Source organism: Phytohabitans sp. LJ34, from assembly GCF_052068095.1.
Classification (GTDB): domain Bacteria; phylum Actinomycetota; class Actinomycetes; order Mycobacteriales; family Micromonosporaceae; genus Phytohabitans.
In genome coordinates this window covers 357,298-377,381 of the sequence record NZ_JBQHDG010000006.1, presented here as the reverse complement: position 1 = coordinate 377,381, position 20,084 = coordinate 357,298, and the positions used below count along the sequence as shown (strand labels likewise).

The following is a 20,084-nucleotide window of genomic DNA, read 5'->3' as shown; positions in this document are numbered from 1 at the left end:
TCCGCCGGTACTTCGACTCCAGAGCGAACGAAGCCGGCGCGCCCGTGTTTCCGGAACTGACCGACCGAGAACGCCAGGTACTGGACCTGCTGGCCAGAGGCTACCGCAACGCGGCGATCGCCCGGGAGCTGTTCATCGCGCCCAAGACCGCCCGAAACCACGTCTCGAACATCTTCGCCAAGCTACACGTCGCCGATCGGGCCGAAGCCATCGTGCGGGCTCGGCAAGCCGGTCTCGGCGAGCCCCCCACGCCGACCGGGTCCTGAACCGCGGCGAAGCGCGGCGCGGTTCTGACGGAAGCGGGCGGCGGCTCCGGTCGCGGGATACGGAATCCGATGCACGCAAATTGGACAGTCCGACAACAACGCGCCGTACAGCCTCGGCCCGGTCGTCTGATCCTCAGCGTCCACCGATCCAGCTCATGTCCGGCCATGGTCCGAACTCGAACTCCTCGAGGATCCGGATCAGGTCGGGCATGGTCTGCTCGCGGTCGGGTCCGTCTTCGAGCTGCGCGAACACCTCGACGCCGTCGGGAAAAGTCAGGAAGACCTGCCGGTTTTCCGGCACCTGCCAGCCACTCAACCCGCGGATGCGGACGGGCGTGGTGGCGAAGGTGTTCTCCAGCCGGCTCGACGCGCTGCTGCCCATGGTGATGAGGAGCTGCCGCCCGTCGGCCGCGTCGACGGCCACGTGCTGGGCCCAGCTCGCGTCGTCGAAGCCTTGTTGCAGCCGCCAGGGGACGGTGGCGAAGTCCGGTGGCAGCCAGCCGAAGCGGGGACCGACCCAGGTGTGTCCCGGATCGGGCCGCACCGAACGCGCGACGCGGACGGCCACGTCCTGCTGGGCGTCCGCGCCGTCGTCGGTCAGCACGCTCACGATCAGCCGTGGCTGGCCGGGCGGCTGCCAGGTGAGGTGGGTGGCGGGAGGCTGGTCCCCGACCTGGACGAGTTCGCCGGGCACACCGCCGACGTCGATGGTGGTCGCCCGGCCGCTCGGCCGGTCGGCTTCGAGCGACGGGTGCGAGCCGATCAGCAGTGAGATCAGCTGGTCCGGCGTGCCCGGCTGCCAGGTCCGCGAGAGGACCGGTGCCTGTGTCCCGTCCACGACGACCGAGCGTTGGCCCTCGCCGTAGCCGTGCGGCAGCCACGCCGGGCGGAAGCGCAGGGGGACCCGGGACCAGCCGCCACCGGGACCGGCGTGCAGCACCGGGAACGCCGGCTCGGTCGGCCGGGTGAGGCGCCACACTCCCGCCGCCGCGACGCCGGTCGTGGCCGCGGCCGCACCGGCGCCGGCGAGCCGGAGAACGAGTCGACGCTGGCGGTGCCGCCGCGCGCGGATGGCCAGCGAGGCGCGGATCCGGTCCGGGGGAGGGGCCTGGTCGGCGAGGGCGGCGAAGGCGCCTCGGATGGCGTCGGTGTCGATCATTCGTCCTCCCGTACCGGCTGGAGCGTGGCGATCTCGCGCAGTTTGGCCAGCGCACGCGAGGCTTGACTGCGAACCGTCCCCTCGGAGCAGCCCATCAGCGCGGCGATGTCGCTGTCGGCCATGTCCTCGTAGAAGCGCAGAGCGATCACGAGGCGCTGGCGAACCGGGAGAGCGCGGATCACCTGCAAGATCGCCTCGCGCTGCACGACCATGTCGGCGCCGTCCTGGTCCGGTGCCGGCCAGTGGACCCGTTCCCGGCGGCGCGCGGCGGCGAGCCGGCGGCGGGCGGAGAGCAACTCGTTCACGATCATCTTGCGCAGGTACGCGTCCGGCATGTCCAGCTCGCGGATCCGCGCCCACCTCGGCTGTGCCTTGACCAGCACGTCCTGGACGACGTCCTCGGCCGCGTGCGGATCGCCAGCCAGCACCGTCGCCTGCCGCAGCAGTGCCGGCAACCGCACCGCCACGTACTCCTCGAATGTCAACCGACCCTCCCCGCTCACCCCCTCAACACGAAGCCGAGGGCCCGTCGCGTTGCACGGCGGGGCGGGTGATCCGGGAGGCGCGCCGGTTCAGCGGATCTGGATCGTGGTGGGCGGCACCGAGCCGTGCTGGACGCCGTCCGGTCCCTCGACGTAGCCGGAGGCGCTCCACGTCGCGGTCGCGCGGCGGTAGGCGGTGCCGTCCACGGTGGACACGCCGGCCGCGAACCACTGCGGAGCGCCGTCGCAGACGGTCGGCGTGAGGTAGCCGATGCCGCGGCGGGTCGCGCCGTTGACGCGCTGGTCGACCCCCAGGTCGATGACGCCGCGGTCGGGGACACCGCCGGGGAACGGGCCGCAGGTGTACGTGCCGACCAGCACCACCGTGGCGGGGTCGTCGCTGAGCAGGGCCCATCGGGCGTTCACCGTGAGACCGGTGTCCGCGGCGGCGGTGGTCGCCGGTGAGAGCGTGAGGATCAGGGCGAGGGACAGCATCAGGGTGGTCGCGATCCGGCGCATCAGACCCCTCCTATCGTGGTCTGGTCGGTACCGGCAGCGTATCCACGGTGGTTGATCCATCAGGTCGGCCGTTCGACCCGCATCCGCTGGAAGATCGCCGCCTGCCGGCGGCGGACCGATGAAAGTCCTTCTTCTGGCCGGTCCATCTCTCGACAACGAAACCTCACCTACCGGTGCGGGCGCGCGATCGAGGAGGGTCGGACGGGGGCCGGCGGTGCATCGGGGAAGGCGATGACCACCGATCGGGTTGATCGCTCTCGCCTATGCTGTGACTCGTGGTCGACGTCGAGCTGCGCCACCTGAGGACCATGGTCGCCATCGCCGAGGAAGGCACGTTCGGGCGGGCGGCGGCCCGGCTGGGCTACACCCAGTCGTCGGTGAGCCAGCAGGTCGCCGCGCTGGAGAAGGCCGTCGGCGGTGCCGTCTTCGACCGGCCCGGAGGTCCCCGGCCGGTGCGGATCACTCCGCTCGGCGAGGTGGTCCTGGCCCACGGGCGCGATCTGCTGGCGAAGGCGGAGAGGCTGGCCGACGCCGTCGACCGCTTCCGGGCGGGCAACGGCCGGATCGACATCGGCACCTTCCAGGGCGCGTCCAAGCTGATCCTGCCGTCTGTCGTCCGCCGGCTGCTCGGCGAGCACCCCGGCTGCGACATCAGGCTGACCGAGGTGGGGCCGGAGGATCCGCGGATCGGAGACCTCGACCTGCTGTTCCACTACGCCCGGATCGACGGCGACGTCGAGTACGTCAAGCTGCTCGACGAGCCGTACCTCCTGGTGGCCGGCGCCGGCACGTTTCCCGACGGTGCGGTGCGGGTGAAGCAGCTCGACGGCGCACCGATGGTCGCCTGGCCGCCCAACTACCACCAACGATGGTTGGAGCGGGTGCTCGCCGGCGACGGGGCGCGGCCACGAATCGTGTTCCGCACGGCCGGCCACGAAACCGTCGTGTCGATGGTGCGGGCGGGCATCGGCTCGGCGGTGCTGCCGTGGCTCGCCCTCCACGGATCCGATGCCTGGTCGGACGACCAGCTCAGCATCCACCGGCTCCGACCGTCACCCACCAGCACGTGGTACCTGTACTGGCCGGCCGGACGCACCCGGTCGCCACTCGCGGCCCGAGCCATCGACATCGCCGTCGAAACCGCGAACGAGCTGGCGGAGCAGATGTAGCCTGGGCGCTGGTGGTGTCACAAATTATTGACATCATGTCGCGACTGCTTTACCTTCGAGATGTCAAGTTTGTTGTACATGGCGCGTGAGGCATCCGTCTCATGGCCTGACTCCACGCGTCCGAAGTCAAGGAGGAGTCGTGCACCCGTTGGTACGTACCGCCCGCGAGACCGGGCTGCTCTACCTCGGCATGGCCATCACCGGCGTCGCTTTCTACCTCGTCCTCCTGCCGCGGCTCTACACGGCCGACGACCCCGACGCGACACTGGCCAACCTGGTCACGCGCGAGTCGCTCGCCCGCGCGATCGTTGCCGTGGAGCTGCTCATGGTCGTCGTCCAGGCCCTCGCCGCGGTCTGGTTCTACCGCCTGTTTCGCACCGTGGACCGCGTGGCGGCCAGCGGCATCGCCGCCTTCGGGCTGGTCAACGCGGTCGTGGGCCTGGTGAGCGCGGCCCTGTTGGGTACGGCGGTCCAGGTCGCGGCCGACCCGTTCGGCGACGCGGCGGCCACCGCCCACGTCCTGTACCTGATCAGCGAGAACATGTGGGCCGTGGGAGGGCTGTTCTTCGGCCTGTGGCTCGTACCCATGGGCTGGTGCGTACTGCGCTCGGGCTGGATGCCCCGCGCCCTGGGCTGGATCCTCGTCGGCGGCGGGTTCGGCTACGTGCTCAGCGCGTTCGTCAGGTACCTCGCCCCGGACGCGCACGTCCTCGCCGAGGCACTCGCGTACCCCGCCTCCGTCGGCGAGTTCTGGATGGTCGGCTACCTGGTCGTCCGGGGCGTGCGCCGGCAGGCGGTGGACCCGGCCGGCGAACTCGCCGTCGCTCGCGCGGCGTAGGCGTTCGAAAGGTCGGCGCATTCCGGTACCTGAGTGTCGAAAGGGGGCGCGGCCGGGCGCCCATTCGTCGGTCGCGCGCCTCTCCTACCTGCACAAGTAGGCCCCTTTGCTCTCCTGAACGCTTCCGGAACAGTTCCGGAAATTGTTGACAGCGCGGCCCGCGGGTATCGATACTGCCCTTCGGCAGACATATATGAGCGCCGATCACATGACGCCAAGCACTGAGGACGGTCCCGTGAACAGCAGCCCGAGACAGCGCAAAAAAGTCACCAGCGTAGCTTTGTCCGCGGCCGTGTTGTTGCTGGTCGGCGGCGCCGCGGCGATCCAGTCCATCGGCCCGGCCGCCGCTGCCGAGACCACGCTGCGGGCCGCGGCCGCCAACGCCGGGCTGTTCTTCGGCGTCGCCGCCTCACCCGGCCGGCTCAGCTCGATCGTCGGCCAGGAGTTCAACCAGCTGACTCCCGAAAACGACATGAAGCCCGCCACGATCGCCACGTCGAGCGGTGGGCTTCAGAACACCGGCAACGCGGACACCCTGGTCAACTACGCCCAGACCAACAACATGCTGGTACGCGGCCACACGCTGGTGTGGCACTCGCAGGCCGGCTCGCTCCAGGGCGCCAACCAGGCGACGCTGAACACGTTCATCGGCAACGCCCTCAACCGCTGGGGCAACCGGATCGCGTACTGGGACGTCGTCAACGAGGCGCTCGACGACAACAACACCGGCAACCGCCGCACCCAGTGGCCGCACACCCTCAACCGGGACGCGAACGGCGACGGTGACTTCTTCGACACCGGCGACACCGACGTCATCCGGGACTCGTTCATCCGGGCCAAGCAGGTCGTGCAGGCTGGCGGGCTGACCACGAAACTGTGCATCAACGACTACGACGTCGAGGGCCTGACGGTCCGGGGCGGCACGCAGAACCGCAAGGCCAACGCGCTGTACGACATCGTCCGCAACTACCGGCAGTACATCGACTGCGTCGGGTTCCAGGCGCACTTCAACGACAACCCGAACAGCATCATCACCGACGACCTCCAGGCCAACATCCAGCGCTTCGCCGACCTGGGCGTCGAGGTGCACATCACCGAGCTGGACATCGACGACGACCTGAGCAACAACGACATCGGCGCCGGCCAGGCGGAAAACTACCGCAAGGTCGTCCGGGCCTGCCTGAACGTCGCGCGCTGCACCGGCATCACCGTCTGGGGTATCGCCGACAGCGAGTCGTGGCGCGCCTCGGAGCGGGGCCTGCTGTTCACCGGCAGCAGCGGAAACTACCAGAAGAAGGCCGCCTACCACGCGGTCCTCGACGAGCTGAACAAGGGCCGCGTCCCCACCAACACGACGTCGCCGACGGTGTCGCCCACGGTGTCACCGACCGTTTCGCCGACGGTGTCGCCGACCGTGTCACCCACGGTGTCGCCCACCCCGACCGCCGGCTGCACAGCCGCGGTCTCGCTGAACTCCTGGACCGGCGGCTTCGTCGCCACCGTGCGGGTCACCGCCGGCACCGCGCCGATCAACGGGTGGAACGTCCGGCTCACCCTGCCGTCCGGAGCCACCGTGACCAACGCCTGGAACGCCAACCGCAGCGGCAACAGCGGCGCCGTGCAGTTCGGCAACGTGAGCTACAACGGCCGGCTGAACGCCGGACAGACCACCGAGTTCGGCTTCCAGGGCACCGGGGCGGCCACCGGCCTGACCCCGGTCTGCACCGCCTCCTGACCACCGCCTGTCCGGGGCGGGAGCGAATCACCCGTCCCGGACAGTGGCGTTCTCATCCTGCCCGGACAAGAGGACACACCCTGGCCGCGTCAGTCCTCAGCCGCGCACGAGCGCGTCGTACACCTTGGCGAACCGCGCGCGCCTCGCCGCGTAGTGCTCGACGTGCGCGGGCCGGGGCTCGTACGTCGTCCCGGTGGTCCGGGGCGCGCGCGGGGCGTCCGGTGCCAGCAGGTCGAGGGCGAGCAGCGCGGTGCCTCGCTGCGTGGTGCGCCGGCCGGTCACGTGCGTGACGGGTCGCCCGAGCACGTCCGCGAGGATCTGGAGCCACTCGGGCTGGTCGTTGCTGACCCGGCCGGCCGCGGCGACCTGCACGATCTGCGGTGCGGCCGGGCGCAGCTCGTCGGCGACGCGCGCGTAGGTCATGGCCACGCCCTCGACGATCCCGCGGAACATGGCGTCGGCGTCCGTGGCCGCCGACACCCCGCCGAGCACGGCGCGTGCCTCGCCGACCCAGCCCGGCGCGCGTTCACCGGTGAGGTACGGCAGCACGAGCGGGGTGGTGTCGCTGGGCGGTGCGGTGAGCACGGCGGCGAGCGCCGGGCTGAGTCGCAACGTCTCCTGCGCCCAGCTGACGGCGCGACCGACGTCGTTGATCGCCCCGCCGAGCAGGGTGCGTGCCGCGTCGACCCGGTAGTTCCACAACCCGAACGGCAGGGGATCGGCGGGGCCGTCGAGCAGCACCCGCAGCGCACCGCTGGTGGCCGTCGCCGCGGTAAGCACCGTGGCGTCGGTCGCCCCGGACCCGACGTTGCTGGCGAAGCCGTCGGTGATGACCGGGAACCACGCGGCCCGCGCGAGGGCGGGCCAGCGCGCCGGGGCGACCGGAGTCGCGGGCTGTGTCGGGTCCCGCGGTGAGGACAGCTGCCCGGGGCCGGCGCCCGCCGCGGCGAGCAGCTCGGCGTCGAGCTCGCCGGTGCGGCGGTCGAGCAGGCCGGTCCACGCCACCGTGGACGTCCCGGCGAGCGGGTGCCCGATCAGGCGGGCCAGGACGTACTCGCCCAGCGACCACCAGGACGCGGCACCGGCGACGACGTGCGGCTGCGCGGCGGCGAGCCAGCGCAGGCGCGGGGCATGGTAGCTGGTGTGCAGGCGGGTGCCGGTGCGCTGCTGCACCGCGTGCTCGTCGAGCTCCTCCCGCAGCGCGGTGACCGCGCCGGCGCTGCGCGAGTCGGCGTAGGTCAGGCACGGGGTGAGCGCGCGGCCGGCCGCGTCCACCGCGATCAGGGACGCGGCGAAGGTGTCCAGCGCGACACCGGCGACGCGGGTCTTCAGCCGCCGCTCGCCGGTCACCGCGTCGAGGACCTGCTCGACCTCCGCGGTCACCTGGTCGGGGTCGATGACCGAGGTGCCGTCGGGCGCGACCGTGAAGGCGTGCGGCACCTTGTGGTGCAGGCCGTGGACCCGCCTGCCGGACGCGTCGTGCACGCCGCCACGGGTGGCGGTGGAGCCGATGTCGAGCGCCAGGACCAGCGGGTCCAGCGCCGCGTCGAGGGCGACGTCTTCGTCGGTCAAGGTCATCGCAGTCCTCGTCGTCGGCGCCGCGTTCTCCGACGACCCTAGTCGCTGCTGCTGGTCTGGCCAGCGGCTCGGAGCGAATCCACGTCCGCCGGGGTCACGACCTGGTCTTAACGAGCTGCTCGGCTTCGTCCCGACCCGGTCCGCGGCCTGGAGACCTTTCGGGGCCAGGGTCGCCGCCCGTGCTGGCATTAGGTCGAGGCATATTCGCCCATGTCCGCGTCAGCGGCGGACCGTATGCTCCCGCGGGCACCGCTCCCGGCCGGCGGCTCGCAGCGCTCGCCGAAATCCCCGGCCGTCCACTGCCGGGTCCGCGGGACAAGCCCGAGAGGTGTCTCGCGCCGTCGCAGACCCCCACCTTCGTGGTCCAGACCGCCGCTCGCGCGGCCTGACCGATCCCGCTGCCGGCCGCACTCACGCCGAGCTGTCGAGCTGCTCCGTCTGTGCGCCCAGGTCGACAGCCAATCAGCTCATGGCGCCCGGTCACGCAAACCGCGCCCAGACCGTGACAGGGCTGCCCTCTTGAGAGCAGGGCGGGAGGGGTGAGCGGGACCAGCGGCGGACGGGTGAGGCCGCGGGAGCGACGGTATGGACCACGGCGGACGTCGCGGTAGCTCAGGTCTGCTTTTGAATCGAGGTTTCGAGGTTGCGGCGACAGCCGACATTTATGTTGCCAATTGTCAGCGGAGACGACCAGCCGGGGAAATAGGAGTAGTCTTCCCGGAAACCATTGTGTGGAGGTGTGGGTCGTGGCGCGTCAGGTTATCGAGACTCTGATCGATGACATCGACGGTAAGGTCGCTGACGAGACGGTCAGGTTCGGCATCGACGGGGTCGACTATTCGATCGACCTATCGGGTCGAAACGCGGGCAAGCTCCGTTCGTTGCTGTCGGCGTACCAGGAGGCCGGCACGCGCCTTGGCCGGTCGGGGGCGTCCGCGCCCGGGCGGCGAGAAACCGTGAGTGGCCGGCGGCCCGGTGCCCGGAGTGAAAACAAGGCCATTCGTGAGTGGGCCGCCAGCCAGGGTAAGGCGCTGTCGGAGCGGGGCCGGATTCCCGCGGCGATCGTGGAGGAGTACCACGCCGCCAACAGATAGTGGTGAGTGGACGGTCATTGTCGCCGGCGGCGGGCTCATGGATATCCGGCCGCGGGGCTGTGGGCGGCCGCGTCGGGGAGGGCGAAGCAGCCGGCGAAGGGATCGGGGTATCCGCGCCAGGTCGCCTCGCCGCCGGCGAGTTCGGCGTCGGTCAGCAGGCACCGGGTCAGTGTGCGGTGCAGGCGGGCGGTGTCGAGGTCGATGCCGATGAAGGCCAGGTGGTGATGCCGGTCGTCGTAGTACGGGTGCCATTCCACCGATGCGGCGAGGCGGCGCTGGTCGGAAAACTGATGCCACCGCTCCTCGGGGGTCGCGGCCAGCCAGCGCCCCAGGGTCCTCATGGCGAGCCCGCCGCCGGCGAAGTCCCAGCCGACCACCACGTCGGGCTGGCTGGCGAGCCAGAGATGGCCGCGGGAGCGCAGCACGCCGGTGCCGAGCGCCTCGAGCGTCTCGTGCAACCGCTGGGGGTGAAACGGGCGGCACGCCCGGAAGACCGCGGAGACGACGTCGGACGAGGGGTCCGGCGCGTGCAGGCCGAGCGCGAACCCCTCGAGGCCGCGGGCGAGCGTGCCCGGGACATCCCAGCGGTGCCGGCGGGAGTGGAGCAGCCGCTGGGCGAGGTCGGTGGCGTCGACCCGGTCGTCGGCCAGGTGCAGGTGTGCCGACCAGGGCGCCAGGTGGCGCAGCAGGGCGCGGGGGTGTGCGGTGTCGAACGGGCCGCCGGTGCGCGAGCCCCACAGCACGAGCGTGTCGGCGTACTCGATCTGCCGCACGACCACGTCGGCCAGTGACCGGTGGTCGGCGTCGCCGGCTTGTACGCCGAGCGTGACCAGGTCGGATCCGTTGGCCAGCGCGTCGAGCAGGTAGTCGCCGTGGACCACCGTGACGTACGAGTCGACGCGGACCAGATCGGCCAGCGGGACACCGTCGACCAGGCAACCGGTGCCGGCGGCGGCGACCGCTTCCGGCTCGACCACGGCGGGCGGCATGAGCACCACGTGCCGGTGCGGACGGGCGCGGGCCAGCCGGGCCAGGGCGGGCAGGATCTCGTCCCGCAGGGTGAGCGACATGTCGCCATCGCGCAGGACGCCGCGCCGCTCGTCCACCCGGTCGGCACTCATGACATGGCGCAGGTAGCCGGTCCGGGTGAGGTCGTAGCGGACCAGCAGCAGGGACGGGTCGGCGGCGAGCAGCGCCCGCGCGACCGCGTACGTGGCGCCGGTCCACAACCCGGACAGCACCGTCACGGCCGGCCGGACATCGGCGCTGGGACTCATGCGTGGGCCTCCTTTCTGAAAACGGTTGTCATTATACTTGCATCCGGTCTGGGTACCGGCGGCGGGCCGGGCGCACTCGCGAGGCCGAGCGGTGCCGGCGGTACGGTGTGATCCAATCGCCGCCAGCCGGCCCTAGCTCTGAGGTACTCGGATCCTGATGACCGCAACGCTCGTCGCCAAAGGTCTAGCGGCGGGACACGGCGAACGTGTCCTGTTTTCCGGACTGGACATCGTGGTCGCCGCCGGCGACGTGATCGGGCTGGTCGGCGCCAACGGCGCCGGCAAATCCACCCTGCTGCGCATCCTCGCCGGCCTGGCCACTCCGGAAGACGGCACGCTGCTCGTCAGCCCGCCCACCGCGACCATCGGGTACCTGTCGCAGGAGCCCGAGCGGCGACCTGGCGAGACGGTCGGTCGGTTTCTGGCGCGGCGGACCGGCGTGGCCGCGGCACAGTCCGCATTGGACGACGCCACCCATGCGCTGGTGGCGGGGAAGGCCGGCGCCGACGACGCGTACGCGGTGAGCCTCGAGCGCTGGATCGCCCTCGGCGGCGCCGACTTCGACGAGCGCGCGAACCAGGTCACCGCCGGGCTGGGCCTCGCCGTCGACCTGGACCGGCCGATGACGGCGCTGTCCGGCGGCCAGGCGGCCCGCGCCGGCCTGGCTTCGCTGCTGCTCAGCCGCTACGACATCTTCCTGCTGGACGAGCCCACCAACGACCTCGACCTCGACGGTTTGGAGCGGCTGGAGGCGTTCGTCACCGGGCTGCGGTCCGGCGCGGTCGTGGTGAGCCACGACCGCGAGTTCCTGACCCGGACCGTAAACCGGGTGGTCGAGCTCGACCTGGCCCAGCGGCAGGTGCGCGCCTACGGCGGCGGCTACGCCGTCTACCTGCACGAGCGAGAGGTCGCCCGGCGCCACGCCCGCCAGGAGTACGAGGAGTACGCCGACACGCTCTCCGGTCTGGAGGAGCGCGCCCGTACCCAGCGGTCCTGGATGGACAAAGGCGTGCGCAACGCCCGCCGCAAGGCGAGCGACAACGACAAGATCGGGCGGAAGTTCCGGTCCGAGGCGAGCGAGAAGCAGGCGGCGAAAGCGCGGCAGACCGAGCGGCTGATCGAGCGCCTGGAAGTGGTCGAGGAGCCCCGCAAGGAGTGGGAACTGCGGATGGAGATCTCCGCCGCTCCGCGGGCCGGGGCGGTGGTGGCGGTCGCGCACGCCGCGCAGGTACGCCGCGGGGACTTCACCCTCGGCCCGGTCGACCTCCAGATCGACTGGGCCGACCGGGTGGCGATCACCGGTGCCAACGGCTCCGGCAAGTCGACCCTGCTGGCCGCGCTGCTGGGACGCGTCGAGCTGACCGCGGGCCGCACCTGGCTCGGCCCGGGTGTGGTGGTCGGCGAGGTCGACCAGGCGCGGCGGCTCTTCCACGGCGGCGACACGCTCCTGGACGCGTTCGGCGCGGAGACCCCGGACCTGGCGCCGGCGCAGGTCCGCACGCTCCTGGCGAAGTTCGGCCTGAACGCCGCACACGTGCTCCGGCCCGCCGCGACCCTCTCACCCGGCGAGCGGACCCGGGCGGCGCTGGCGCTGTTGCAGGCCTGTGGTGTCAACCTGCTGGTGCTGGACGAGCCCACCAACCACCTCGACCTGCCCGCCATCGAGCAGCTGGAGTCGGCGCTGGCCGGGTATCCCGGCACGCTCCTGCTGGTCACCCACGACCGCCGGATGCTCGACGCCGTGCTCACCACCCGCCGCCTCGACGTGGCCGGCGGGCGGGTGACGGAGCGCTGACAGGTATTCGCCGACGTCTGATTGATCGTGAATGGTATTCCGACCGATCGCTCAGCGTCGGAAGATGCGGGGCAGGCGGCTCTCCCGCCGTCCGAGTTGCTGGAAAACGGTGCGCACCATGACGAGGGTGATGTCGTGCCGGGTGCGGCGCAGTTCGGCGTGGACCTGCTTTGGGCCGAAGCGGCGGTACTGGTTCATTACGCGCAGGATGGCCTGGCGCTTGGCCTCGGTGAGCGGCGTTGTTTCGGGCGAGGGTTTCCGAGTTCGTCTGACGGGTCGGTAGATGCGCCGTCCGGATTCGTCGTTGGGAACCACCTGAACCTCCCGGCCGCGCGGTTACCTACCCCGACGCTAGAAACGGCCGGATCGCCGGTCCATGCCTGGCATCGGCAGATTGCTGACCGGATTGGTGGCGGAAACCTGCCCGGGGCGTCGCGCGGAGTGGACCGGTGTCTAGGCTGAGCAGCACCTGTCTGCGGCGTGGGCAGGCGCCAATGCGGCACCACACGGAGGTATTGACTGAAGGTGACCGTTCCGCTCGCGGTCATCGACCCAATGCCGGTCTACCGATATGGAATCGCCGCCATCCTGGCCAACCATGGAGTTGAGGTGCACACGCCGACCGACGTCGTGGCGTGGGCGCGCGACCGACGGCGCAGTCTGGTGCTGCTATCCGTTCTGTCTGCCGACGACTGGGATCTGCTTGGCACGCTGTGCCGGTCGAGGCCGCGACCTCTGGTCATCGCGGTGACCGCCGACGACTCCGCCGGGTCCGGGGCACGCGCGGTGCGGCTCGGTGCGCGGTCGGTGCTTTCCCGACAGGCGACAGTACGCGCGGTGGAGCGCGCGGTCGCCGCGACGATCGAAGGGGAGGCGATAATGCCCGCGGCGGTGGCGAGTGCGCTTTCCGCGACACGGCAGCCCGTCACGGCGAGCCAGGTGGGGTTGTCGGGAGAGCAGATCGCCTGGTTGCGGAGCCTTTCCGCGGGCCGGACGATGGCCGCGCTGGCCAAGGAGGCGGGCTACTCGGAGCGGGCCATGTACCGCCTCCTGCGGGCGGTGTACGAGCAACTGGGCGTGCGGACCCGGCTCGAGGCCATCGTGCGGATGCAGGAGGCGGGCTGGCTCGCCGGTGATGTCAGCGAGGCTGACTCTCCGGACATGGCCGGCTGACCGCCAGGTCGTCGAGAACAGGCAGCAGGTCCGCGGGCCGGTCGGCGACGGCGGCCAGCTGCCGGGTGAGGAAGGCGAGGCGGCAGTCTCGTCCCGGCGTGGCCTCGTCCGGTCGCGCCGCGCCTCGCCGGAAGGCAGCCTGTGCCGCCGCGATCTCGTCCGTCCGGCCCCGCGCCACGGCGAAGCAGCGGGCCAGACCCCGGAAGTCCCACGCCGCAACGTCCTGCGCGTCATGTTCGATGCGGCGTTGTGCCTCGTCGGCGAGGCGGAGGAAGAAGTCCGCGGCCGTGGCGCGATGACCGATCCGGAAAGCGGTGAGCGCGCGCAGCGCGATGGTGCCGAGCTGACGGCCGCTTTCCCGGTAGCGCATCGCTCGCGTTATCTGGCGGGCGGCCTCGTGATCATCGCCCTGATGCAGGTGAGCCAGGGCCAGCGTGGTCAGGGTATGCAGGAGTGACACCGGATCCCGCTGCTCCTCGGCCTCGGTCACGGCCAGGTGCGCGTACATCACCGCGTCGCGGTAGCGCCCACGCCGGAGCAGGAGGTCCGCTCGTCCGTTGAGGTATTCCGCGCGGCGGGAGCGGTCGACGTCGTCCGTGGCGATGTCGGCGATCGCCAGCTTGTCCGCCGCCTCGGTCAGCTCGAGGCATTCTGTCCGCCAACGGGCCAGCTTCAGGGCAAGGTCGACGATGCGTTCCGAGCCGCTTTCCCGCGCGATGGCCAGCGCCTCCTCCGCCTTGCGGATCGCTTCGGAGTAGGCGCCGCTTTGCTGGTCACAGTCGGCGAGGCCCTCAAGGGCCAATGCGCGGTCCCCGTCGTCGTACTCGTCCTCCGCCAGGGCCAGCGCCCGGCCGAAGTGCTCTCGCGCCGCGGCAATCTCGTCGTGTTCCCAGTACCGGGTGCCCATGGTCAGGTAGATCGCGCGCATGGCGTCCCGGTCGGTCTCCCGCCGCGCGATGTCCAGCGCCTCCCGGAACGCCTGATCGGCCGCGTCCGGCTCGTCGACCGAGGAGTAGATGTCACCCAGCGCGGTGAGGTTTTCCATCGTGGCCTCCTCGTCGTCGCCGAGGTGGGCGCGGACCGCCTCGCGTTGCCGCCGTAGCAGGGCGCCGGAGCCCCACCGTCGCAGCATCGTGTCCATCGAGGCGATGAGCTCGTGGGCCGGCCCGAACATGCGGGCACGTATGTAGAGGTCGAGCTGCGCGAAGTGCATGTCCAGATCGCCGACGGTATGCACGTCGTCGTCGTCCTTCTGGTGCGTGTAGAGCTCGTTCGCGGCACGATGCAGCAGGTCCAGCGAGGTCGGGTGCTGGCCCGGCTCGGCGTACCCGTCACCGTGGTCGATCCGGTCGAGGATCGCCATGACATCCGCCGGAGGAACCTGGAGGCGACCGTCGCGCCTGCGCCGGATGACGCGGCTGGCGAGAAGGGCGTTCGTCGCCTCCGCGCATCGGTCCCGGGGAAGGTCGGGCTCGAGGACGGCCGCGACGGTCGTCGCCTCGACCGGTATGCCGAAGGCGGCGAGCGCTTCGACGACCAACTGCTGATCGGTGGGCAGATGGTCCGCCAGCCGCCTGACGAGGCGCCGCCCGACGTCATCGTCCGGCAGCGAGGTGAGCCACGCGGCCAGGTCGTCGAGTGTCTGCGGTTCGTGCGTGAGCAGGGCTTGGAGAAGGTCGGCGAGCCGGGGATTGCCGGCGAGGCGTCCGTGTACCTCCAGAAAAACCTTGTCGGATGGGCGGAGGTCGCGGTGCGGGCCGTCGGGGTCGAGCGTGCGCAGATAGTCGAGCAGAAACCGGGGCTCGAGGCCGGACATGTCGATCGAACGGGCGCTGCGGGGCCAGGTGATGTCCGCGTGCGCCGCGGGCGGCGTCTGCGACGCGATGATCACCTTCACGGCGCTCTGCCGCCGATTCGCGATGGTCTCCAGCGCCAGGTCCAGCTCCGGATCGCGAATCCGCCGGTCGGCGTCGAGGAGCTGCTCCGCCGCGTCCAGGACGATCAGCGGTACGGTTTCCCGGCGCGAGTCGAGGGCGATCTCCAGGCGGGCGCGCGACCTCGGGCCGTACAGGTGTTGGGCGCCCGTGGCGATCCCGCCCTCGATGTCCGCGATGAGCGTCTGGATGCTGACGTCGGTGAGTAGTGCGGCCTCGTGCCAGCACACCCGGCGGTCGGAGTCCTCGTGAAGCCGGCCCAAGCCGGCCAGGACGTCCACTACGAGGGCCGTCTTTCCGACGCCCGCGGGGCCGTGGACCACCACGATGGACGTGCGGTCGTCCAGGAGGGCGTCGCGCAGCTCCGTACGGTGGGGTTCGCGGTCGACGATGGTGGCCTCGTCTTCGACGGCGGCCGGGGAGGCGGACGCCACGACGAGCGGCGAACCGGTAGCCGGCTCGTCCGGGCCGAGCAAGTGGCGGGTGAGGCGTCCGGCGAGGCGCAGCGACCACGACCGCGCACCGTCCGTCCCCGAGGCGTAAGCGGCGTGGAACATGGCCTGGGCGAGCAAGGAAACCTTGATCTGGCAATGCCAATCGGCCTCGAACTCGCGGACGAAGTCCTCCTGGACGGATCGCAGGACGTCGACGATGTCGATCATCACCGCTGGTACCCGGCGGGCGAGGCCCTTGTCCCCGTGGTCCGTCAACAGGTAGTCCAAGAGGGCGTTTCGCACGTCGGGATCGCCCGAGGCACCCGCGCGGGGCGTGATCAGGGACATCATCAGGGCGGCGACGTCCCGGCTGAGCGGCGCCAACCCGTCGTAGGTGGAGAGGTCGATCAACCGGAACGCGGCCGGGTGCGGCACACCGTCCCGGTCCGGGATCAGGATGTTGTCCGCGTGCAGGTCACCGTGGGCGCGGCCGACGAGATGCCGCACCTGGCGGCCGGTAACCGGCGAATCCGGCCCGAAGAGGTGGAACGGGTTGGGCAGCGCGCCGTCCTCACCGGGGACCTTCACGCTCGGCGCGTCGAGCAACGATCGCCCCCGCGCCCAGCCGTGTAGCCACCGTCCCGTCTCGAGGTTGTCGCGCAGCTCCCGGCGCACCAGGGCGGCGAGGGTGACGGTGCGGGTGTCGTAGTCGTCGCCGGTCCACTGCCGCAGGAGCGCTTCCCGGATCGTGCGGCAGGCTTCGATCTGCTCTTCGGTGCGCAGCGACGACAGTGGACGGCCGGCCGCGAACATCTGACCCGTGACCACCCAGTCGCGGTCGGAGAAAACCGGCGAAAAGGCCGTCTCGGTGAGATGGCTTTCCCGGAACGGGAGCGGGGCTTCGTCGAGGGCCGCGAGATGCGTGGGATTTTCAAGCTCGCGGCCGAATGGCCCCGGTGGGCAGAGCTTGACGACGCGGCGGCGCGGTGACGGCGACCCCGTCCGCTTGCGAAGCACCACCTCGACCAATCGAGCGCCGGTGTTACCGGACGGAAGCGCTTTTATCGACTCGGGGTCGATGGCCAGGCCGTCGTGATAGAGCCGCTCGACCAGCATCGTAGCGGCGGCCTCGTCCCGGAAAGCCGTGGCGAGAGCCTCGACGGCCGTCCGGAACCCAGCGTCGCGGTACACAGCCGCCTCACCGCGCCGCTCGCCGGACTGGCGGGTGGTCGGGCGGCCGGACACGCCCGGTCGTCCGGGCCCCGGCGCCGGCGTCCGAGCGGTCGCGCTCGGCGTGCGGCGGGGATGTGGTCAACGTCGGTCGCCTCCCTGCCACGCGAGATGAACGGATGCTCCGGAGCCATTGTCCGCCGGTGCGGAAGAGCGCGGCTGCCGGTCGACAGTCGGATCAACGACCCGTTGTGGACGGCGCGCGACCGCTCGGACGCGCGGCCGCGATCGGCTCAGGCCTGTCGCGGGGGCGGCCCGTAGGCGACGCCGGTCAGCCGTTCCGACTCGACCCACAGCTCGCGGGCCAGGGCCTCGTCGTGCGCCGCGGCGCTGGCCCGGACCGGTTTCGGGTTGCCTCTCAACTCGCCGATCCCGCCCGGACCGCAGTACTGGCCGCCGGTCGCCGTGGGGTCGAACCGCCGATCCGGGCCGCCGCGTCGGCGCCCCGGACCGGGTCCCGCACGGCCAGCACCACATGGCACCCGCGCTCGGCCAGCGCCTTGGCCGTGGCGAACCCGATGCCGGCGGTTGCCCCGGTCACCACCGCCACCCGGCCGGCCTGGTCCGGCATTTCGTCAATGCTCCACATAGGGCACTCCCGCGTCGTCGGCCGCCGTGCCGGCTCGCCGAGATCCCCGGTGTCATCGCCCGACCGAGTCAGGCGGTGAGGACCGGCCAGGCGTAGGCGGCCAGGGCCGCGGCGGCACCCAGCAGCGCGAACCTGACGCCGCGGGTGGGGACCGGCAGGGCGGCGATCACCAGGAAGATGATGGCGATGACGTAGAGGACGGCCTGGGTCGACATGGGAAACCTCCTGGAGTGGTCGGTCCAGCGGTCGATGCCCCCGGACCGTCCACATGAAACTCCCGGGGGTCAGACTACCGGCGATCTTGCGAAGGTTTGGTGAAGGGGTTCCGCGTACCCGATGGGTCTGTGCTGCACTGAGGTGTGCCTGACGCGTGGATCGTCGCCGCCGCCAGACCGCGACCGGCCTCGGTCGCCGGCGCCGCCGTGGTCATGGTGTCCATGGCGGTCGTCGGGGTCGTCGCGTCCGCCGCCTTCCTCTTGGCCACTCCGGGCGTCGTCGAGCGCTTCCGGCGCGCGACCGAGGGCCGGACCGCTTTCGACCGGTCCGAGGTCGACGTCGCGGTCAGCAACCTGTGGTGGGACGTCGGCGCCATGGCCGCCTGCCTGACCCTGTTCGCCGCGGCGCTGGTCGCGCTCGCGGTCGGCGACCTGCGTGGCCGCCAGCGCGCCCGCGTCACCACCTGGGTGCTCAGCGGCCTCGGCCTCGTCTACGCCTCGTGCGTCGGCCTCTACGCGTTCTCCGCCCTGACGGACGACTCCGCGTGGTCCCGTGTGGACAATCTCGGCAATCTTCAGGTGGACGCCTACCCGGACTGGTGGGTGCCGGTCTACGCGCTGGTCACCGCCGTGATGTGGCTGGGGCAGGCGATCGTCGTCGTGCTGCTCGCGCTGCCCGGCTCCCATCCCTACTTCCGCGACGTGCCGGTGCGTGACTCGCTGCCGTACCCCGACCCGACGAGCGTGGACTGGTCGCTGCCACAGCGGTAGTGGCGGACATCGGGTCGGTCGTGGTGTGGTGCTGTCGTGGACTGGGTCGATGCCTTCTACTCGCAGACGGGTGCGTGGTGGGGCGACGCGGAGGCGAGGATCACGGATCGGGACCATCGCCGGGCGGCCCTGCTACGGCGGTACGGCGGATCAGGGTCTATGCGGGTGTTGGAGCTCGGATGCGGTTACGGCACCACCGCCGCGGCGTTGGCGGACGCGGGTCATCTCGTGACCGCCGTGGAGATCAGCGATCGGGTCCGCCACGCCGTCGACTTCGCCCGCCAAGCCGGGCACGGCCGGCTGTCCGTCCTGCGGGAGGACTTCTACGCGGTGCGGCTGCCGCGGCTGTTCGACGCGGTCTGCTACTGGGACGGTTTCGGGGTTGGCGCGGACGCCGACCAGCGCGGACTCCTCCTGCGGATCAGCCGCGAGTGGCTCAAACCCGGCGGGGTCGCGCTCGTCGACGTCTACAACCCGTTCGTATGGGCCCGGTGGGACGGCGACGAGGAGCACAAGCTCCCCGACCCGGAGCGGGGATACGCGCACGAGCTCTACGAACGGACCACGTTCGACCCCGTCACCTGTACGGCCACCGACACGTGGTGGGACGCGGCCGACCCTGATCGCCGGATCAGCCAGACCCTGCGTTGCTACACGCCCGCGGACCTCGCGTTGCTGCTCGGTGGCACCGGCCTGGCCCTCACCGCGATCGCGGTCGCGGGGCACACGTTCGAGCCCGGGTCTCCGCGGCCCAGCCTCCGGGAGCTGCTGAACGACCACCACCAGTACCTCGCCGTCATGCGCCACGAACCCCGGACCTCGTGACCGCTAACCTCGGCCCATGCTTGTGCTGTCGAACGCCGGACTCTTCACGCCACCCGAGCCGGGGGAGGGCCGGCGGTACACCGAGGACCTGCGTACGCCCGACCTGAGCGTGGGCACCTACTGCATCCCGGTGGGCGGTGTGGACACCCAGGCCCCGCACACCGAGGAGGAGGTGTACGTGGTCGTCTCCGGCCGGGCCCGGCTGACCGCGGACTCGGGCACCGCCGACGTGGGTCCGGGCTCGGTGCTGTGGGTGCCGGCGGGGGAGGAGCACCGCTTCACCGACATCACCGAAGACCTGACGGTGCTGGTGTTCTTCGCGCCGGCCGAGTACACCCGGCGGGACGCCTAGCGGCGCCCCGCCGGACACCGCCTAGCGGCGGCGGCCGTGCAGGAGCAGCGCGACGCAGAGCAGGGCGAACGAGCTGGTGGTCAGCACGACCCGGACCCAGTTGAACGCCCGCCAGCGGTCCTCGTCGAAGTCGCGGCGCACCTGGGCCAGGTCGCTGATCTGGTCGGGTTCGCCGGCGGCCTTGATGGCGTCGTTGAGCGGCACGTTCACCGCCACCGTGATGATCACGACGACCAGGTAGAGGCCGAACGCGATCGCGATCCAGGGCAGCGCCCGCCGCCCGGCCGCGCCGAAGTGCAGCGCGCCGGCCAGCCCGGTGAGGATGAGCGCGCCGAAGAAGAACGTCATGAACAGCGGGTTGATGATCGCGCGGTCGATCTGCTGGAACGCACCGACGAAGGTGCGGTCGTCCGTCTTGGCCAGGCCCGGCATGATCGTGTTCGCGTACAGGCCGAAGACGCCGGTCACGACGCCGGTGGTCATGGTGGCCAGGATGAGGACGATCCCGGCGAACAGGGAGCCGCCGCCGGTCTGCTCGGCGGCGACCTGGTAGGAGGCGGGAGCGGTCACACCGCCATCACACCACAGCGCCCCTTTCATGATCCTTTCATTCACGCACGTCAGCGGCCGGCCACGCGGAGAGCGCCGT

Annotated in this window: 21 protein-coding genes; 10 read left to right on the top strand and 11 right to left on the bottom strand. The window is 71.1% G+C overall.

Annotated features, from left to right (window positions below):
* Positions 1-44: 44 nt before the first annotated feature.
* Entirely contained in the window at positions 45-266 is a 222-nt protein-coding gene (locus ACTMTJ_RS13880; RefSeq protein ID WP_441216768.1) for a response regulator transcription factor, read from the top strand.
* 133 nt (positions 267-399) lie between these two features.
* On the opposite strand, the gene ACTMTJ_RS13875 is transcribed toward ACTMTJ_RS13880, so the two are convergent.
* The 3 genes from ACTMTJ_RS13875 to ACTMTJ_RS13865 form a co-directional block, all read right to left on the bottom strand.
* Positions 400-1,425 (bottom strand): hypothetical protein, encoded by a 1,026-nt coding sequence (locus tag ACTMTJ_RS13875; RefSeq protein ID WP_441216767.1) that lies wholly within the window; start codon positions 1,423-1,425, stop codon positions 400-402.
* Positions 1,422-1,910 (bottom strand): SigE family RNA polymerase sigma factor, encoded by a 489-nt coding sequence (locus ACTMTJ_RS13870; RefSeq protein WP_441216766.1) that lies wholly within the window; start codon positions 1,908-1,910, stop codon positions 1,422-1,424. Before ACTMTJ_RS13870 ends, ACTMTJ_RS13875 begins: the two co-directional genes overlap by 4 nt.
* 87 nt (positions 1,911-1,997) lie before the next feature.
* Positions 1,998-2,426, bottom strand: coding sequence for a hypothetical protein (locus tag ACTMTJ_RS13865; protein ID WP_441216765.1), 429 nt, complete (start codon positions 2,424-2,426; stop codon positions 1,998-2,000).
* 275 nt (positions 2,427-2,701) lie between these two features.
* Between ACTMTJ_RS13865 and ACTMTJ_RS13860 the strand changes: the two genes are divergently transcribed.
* The 3 genes from ACTMTJ_RS13860 to ACTMTJ_RS13850 all read left to right on the top strand — a co-directional run bounded on the left by ACTMTJ_RS13860 (position 2,702) and on the right by ACTMTJ_RS13850 (position 6,168).
* The gene (locus ACTMTJ_RS13860) at positions 2,702-3,595 is read left to right on the top strand and encodes a LysR family transcriptional regulator (RefSeq protein WP_441216764.1); all 894 of its coding nucleotides are present in this window, start codon (positions 2,702-2,704) and stop codon (positions 3,593-3,595) included.
* Positions 3,596-3,734: 139 nt separating this feature from the next.
* The gene (locus ACTMTJ_RS13855; protein WP_441216763.1) at positions 3,735-4,433 is read left to right on the top strand and encodes a DUF4386 domain-containing protein; all 699 of its coding nucleotides are present in this window, start codon (positions 3,735-3,737) and stop codon (positions 4,431-4,433) included.
* 292 nt (positions 4,434-4,725) lie between these two features.
* On the top strand, positions 4,726-6,168 hold the full coding sequence (locus tag ACTMTJ_RS13850; RefSeq protein WP_441216762.1) for an endo-1,4-beta-xylanase: 1,443 nt from the start codon (positions 4,726-4,728) through the stop codon (positions 6,166-6,168).
* A 96-nt stretch (positions 6,169-6,264) separates the two neighbouring features.
* Here the strand turns inward: ACTMTJ_RS13850 and ACTMTJ_RS13845 are convergent, their stop codons facing one another.
* Entirely contained in the window at positions 6,265-7,746 is a 1,482-nt protein-coding gene (locus ACTMTJ_RS13845; RefSeq protein WP_441216761.1) for an FGGY family carbohydrate kinase, read from the bottom strand.
* Between the two features lie 746 nt (positions 7,747-8,492).
* Between ACTMTJ_RS13845 and ACTMTJ_RS13840 the strand changes: the two genes are divergently transcribed.
* On the top strand, positions 8,493-8,840 hold the full coding sequence (locus ACTMTJ_RS13840; RefSeq protein ID WP_441216760.1) for a histone-like nucleoid-structuring protein Lsr2: 348 nt from the start codon (positions 8,493-8,495) through the stop codon (positions 8,838-8,840).
* 35 nt (positions 8,841-8,875) lie between these two features.
* On the opposite strand, the gene ACTMTJ_RS13835 is transcribed toward ACTMTJ_RS13840, so the two are convergent.
* Positions 8,876-10,117, bottom strand: coding sequence for a CobW family GTP-binding protein (locus tag ACTMTJ_RS13835; RefSeq protein ID WP_441216759.1), 1,242 nt, complete (start codon positions 10,115-10,117; stop codon positions 8,876-8,878).
* Between the two features lie 157 nt (positions 10,118-10,274).
* Here ACTMTJ_RS13835 and ACTMTJ_RS13830 point away from each other — a divergent pair, with 157 nt between their 5' ends.
* Entirely contained in the window at positions 10,275-11,912 is a 1,638-nt protein-coding gene (locus ACTMTJ_RS13830; protein ID WP_441216758.1) for an ABC-F family ATP-binding cassette domain-containing protein, read from the top strand.
* A 51-nt stretch (positions 11,913-11,963) separates the two neighbouring features.
* Here ACTMTJ_RS13830 and ACTMTJ_RS13825 read toward each other — a convergent pair whose 3' ends face one another.
* Positions 11,964-12,227 (bottom strand): hypothetical protein, encoded by a 264-nt coding sequence (locus ACTMTJ_RS13825; RefSeq protein ID WP_441216757.1) that lies wholly within the window; start codon positions 12,225-12,227, stop codon positions 11,964-11,966.
* 210 nt (positions 12,228-12,437) lie between these two features.
* Here ACTMTJ_RS13825 and ACTMTJ_RS13820 point away from each other — a divergent pair, with 210 nt between their 5' ends.
* Positions 12,438-13,085 (top strand): DNA-binding response regulator, encoded by a 648-nt coding sequence (locus ACTMTJ_RS13820; RefSeq protein ID WP_441216756.1) that lies wholly within the window; start codon positions 12,438-12,440, stop codon positions 13,083-13,085.
* Here the strand turns inward: ACTMTJ_RS13820 and ACTMTJ_RS13815 are convergent.
* The 4 genes from ACTMTJ_RS13815 to ACTMTJ_RS13800 all read right to left on the bottom strand — a co-directional run bounded on the left by ACTMTJ_RS13815 (position 13,051) and on the right by ACTMTJ_RS13800 (position 17,487).
* Positions 13,051-16,698, bottom strand: a complete 3,648-nt coding sequence (locus tag ACTMTJ_RS13815) for a hypothetical protein (RefSeq protein ID WP_441216755.1) — start codon at positions 16,696-16,698, stop codon at positions 13,051-13,053. The two genes, ACTMTJ_RS13820 and ACTMTJ_RS13815, sit on opposite strands and share 35 nt — an antisense overlap.
* Positions 16,699-16,916: 218 nt before the next feature.
* Complete coding sequence (locus ACTMTJ_RS13810; RefSeq protein WP_441216754.1) at positions 16,917-17,045, bottom strand: hypothetical protein; 129 nt, start codon at positions 17,043-17,045, stop codon at positions 16,917-16,919.
* Entirely contained in the window at positions 17,042-17,254 is a 213-nt protein-coding gene (locus ACTMTJ_RS13805; RefSeq protein WP_441216753.1) for an SDR family NAD(P)-dependent oxidoreductase, read from the bottom strand. Before ACTMTJ_RS13805 ends, ACTMTJ_RS13810 begins: the two co-directional genes overlap by 4 nt.
* Positions 17,255-17,340: 86 nt before the next feature.
* Positions 17,341-17,487, bottom strand: coding sequence for a hypothetical protein (locus ACTMTJ_RS13800; protein ID WP_441216752.1), 147 nt, complete (start codon positions 17,485-17,487; stop codon positions 17,341-17,343).
* Between the two features lie 144 nt (positions 17,488-17,631).
* On the opposite strand from ACTMTJ_RS13800, the gene ACTMTJ_RS13795 reads away from it, so the two are divergent.
* From ACTMTJ_RS13795 to ACTMTJ_RS13785, 3 genes are read left to right on the top strand one after another with little or no spacing between them, the layout of a single operon-like run.
* Positions 17,632-18,258, top strand: coding sequence for a hypothetical protein (locus tag ACTMTJ_RS13795; protein WP_441216751.1), 627 nt, complete (start codon positions 17,632-17,634; stop codon positions 18,256-18,258).
* 36 nt (positions 18,259-18,294) lie between these two features.
* The gene (locus ACTMTJ_RS13790; protein WP_441216750.1) at positions 18,295-19,083 is read left to right on the top strand and encodes a class I SAM-dependent methyltransferase; all 789 of its coding nucleotides are present in this window, start codon (positions 18,295-18,297) and stop codon (positions 19,081-19,083) included.
* Positions 19,084-19,099: 16 nt separating this feature from the next.
* On the top strand, positions 19,100-19,435 hold the full coding sequence (locus ACTMTJ_RS13785; protein ID WP_441216749.1) for a cupin domain-containing protein: 336 nt from the start codon (positions 19,100-19,102) through the stop codon (positions 19,433-19,435).
* A 21-nt stretch (positions 19,436-19,456) separates the two neighbouring features.
* On the opposite strand, the gene ACTMTJ_RS13780 is transcribed toward ACTMTJ_RS13785, so the two are convergent.
* Positions 19,457-20,005 (bottom strand): anthrone oxygenase family protein, encoded by a 549-nt coding sequence (locus ACTMTJ_RS13780; protein WP_441216748.1) that lies wholly within the window; start codon positions 20,003-20,005, stop codon positions 19,457-19,459.
* Between the last annotated feature and the right edge of the window lie 79 nt (positions 20,006-20,084).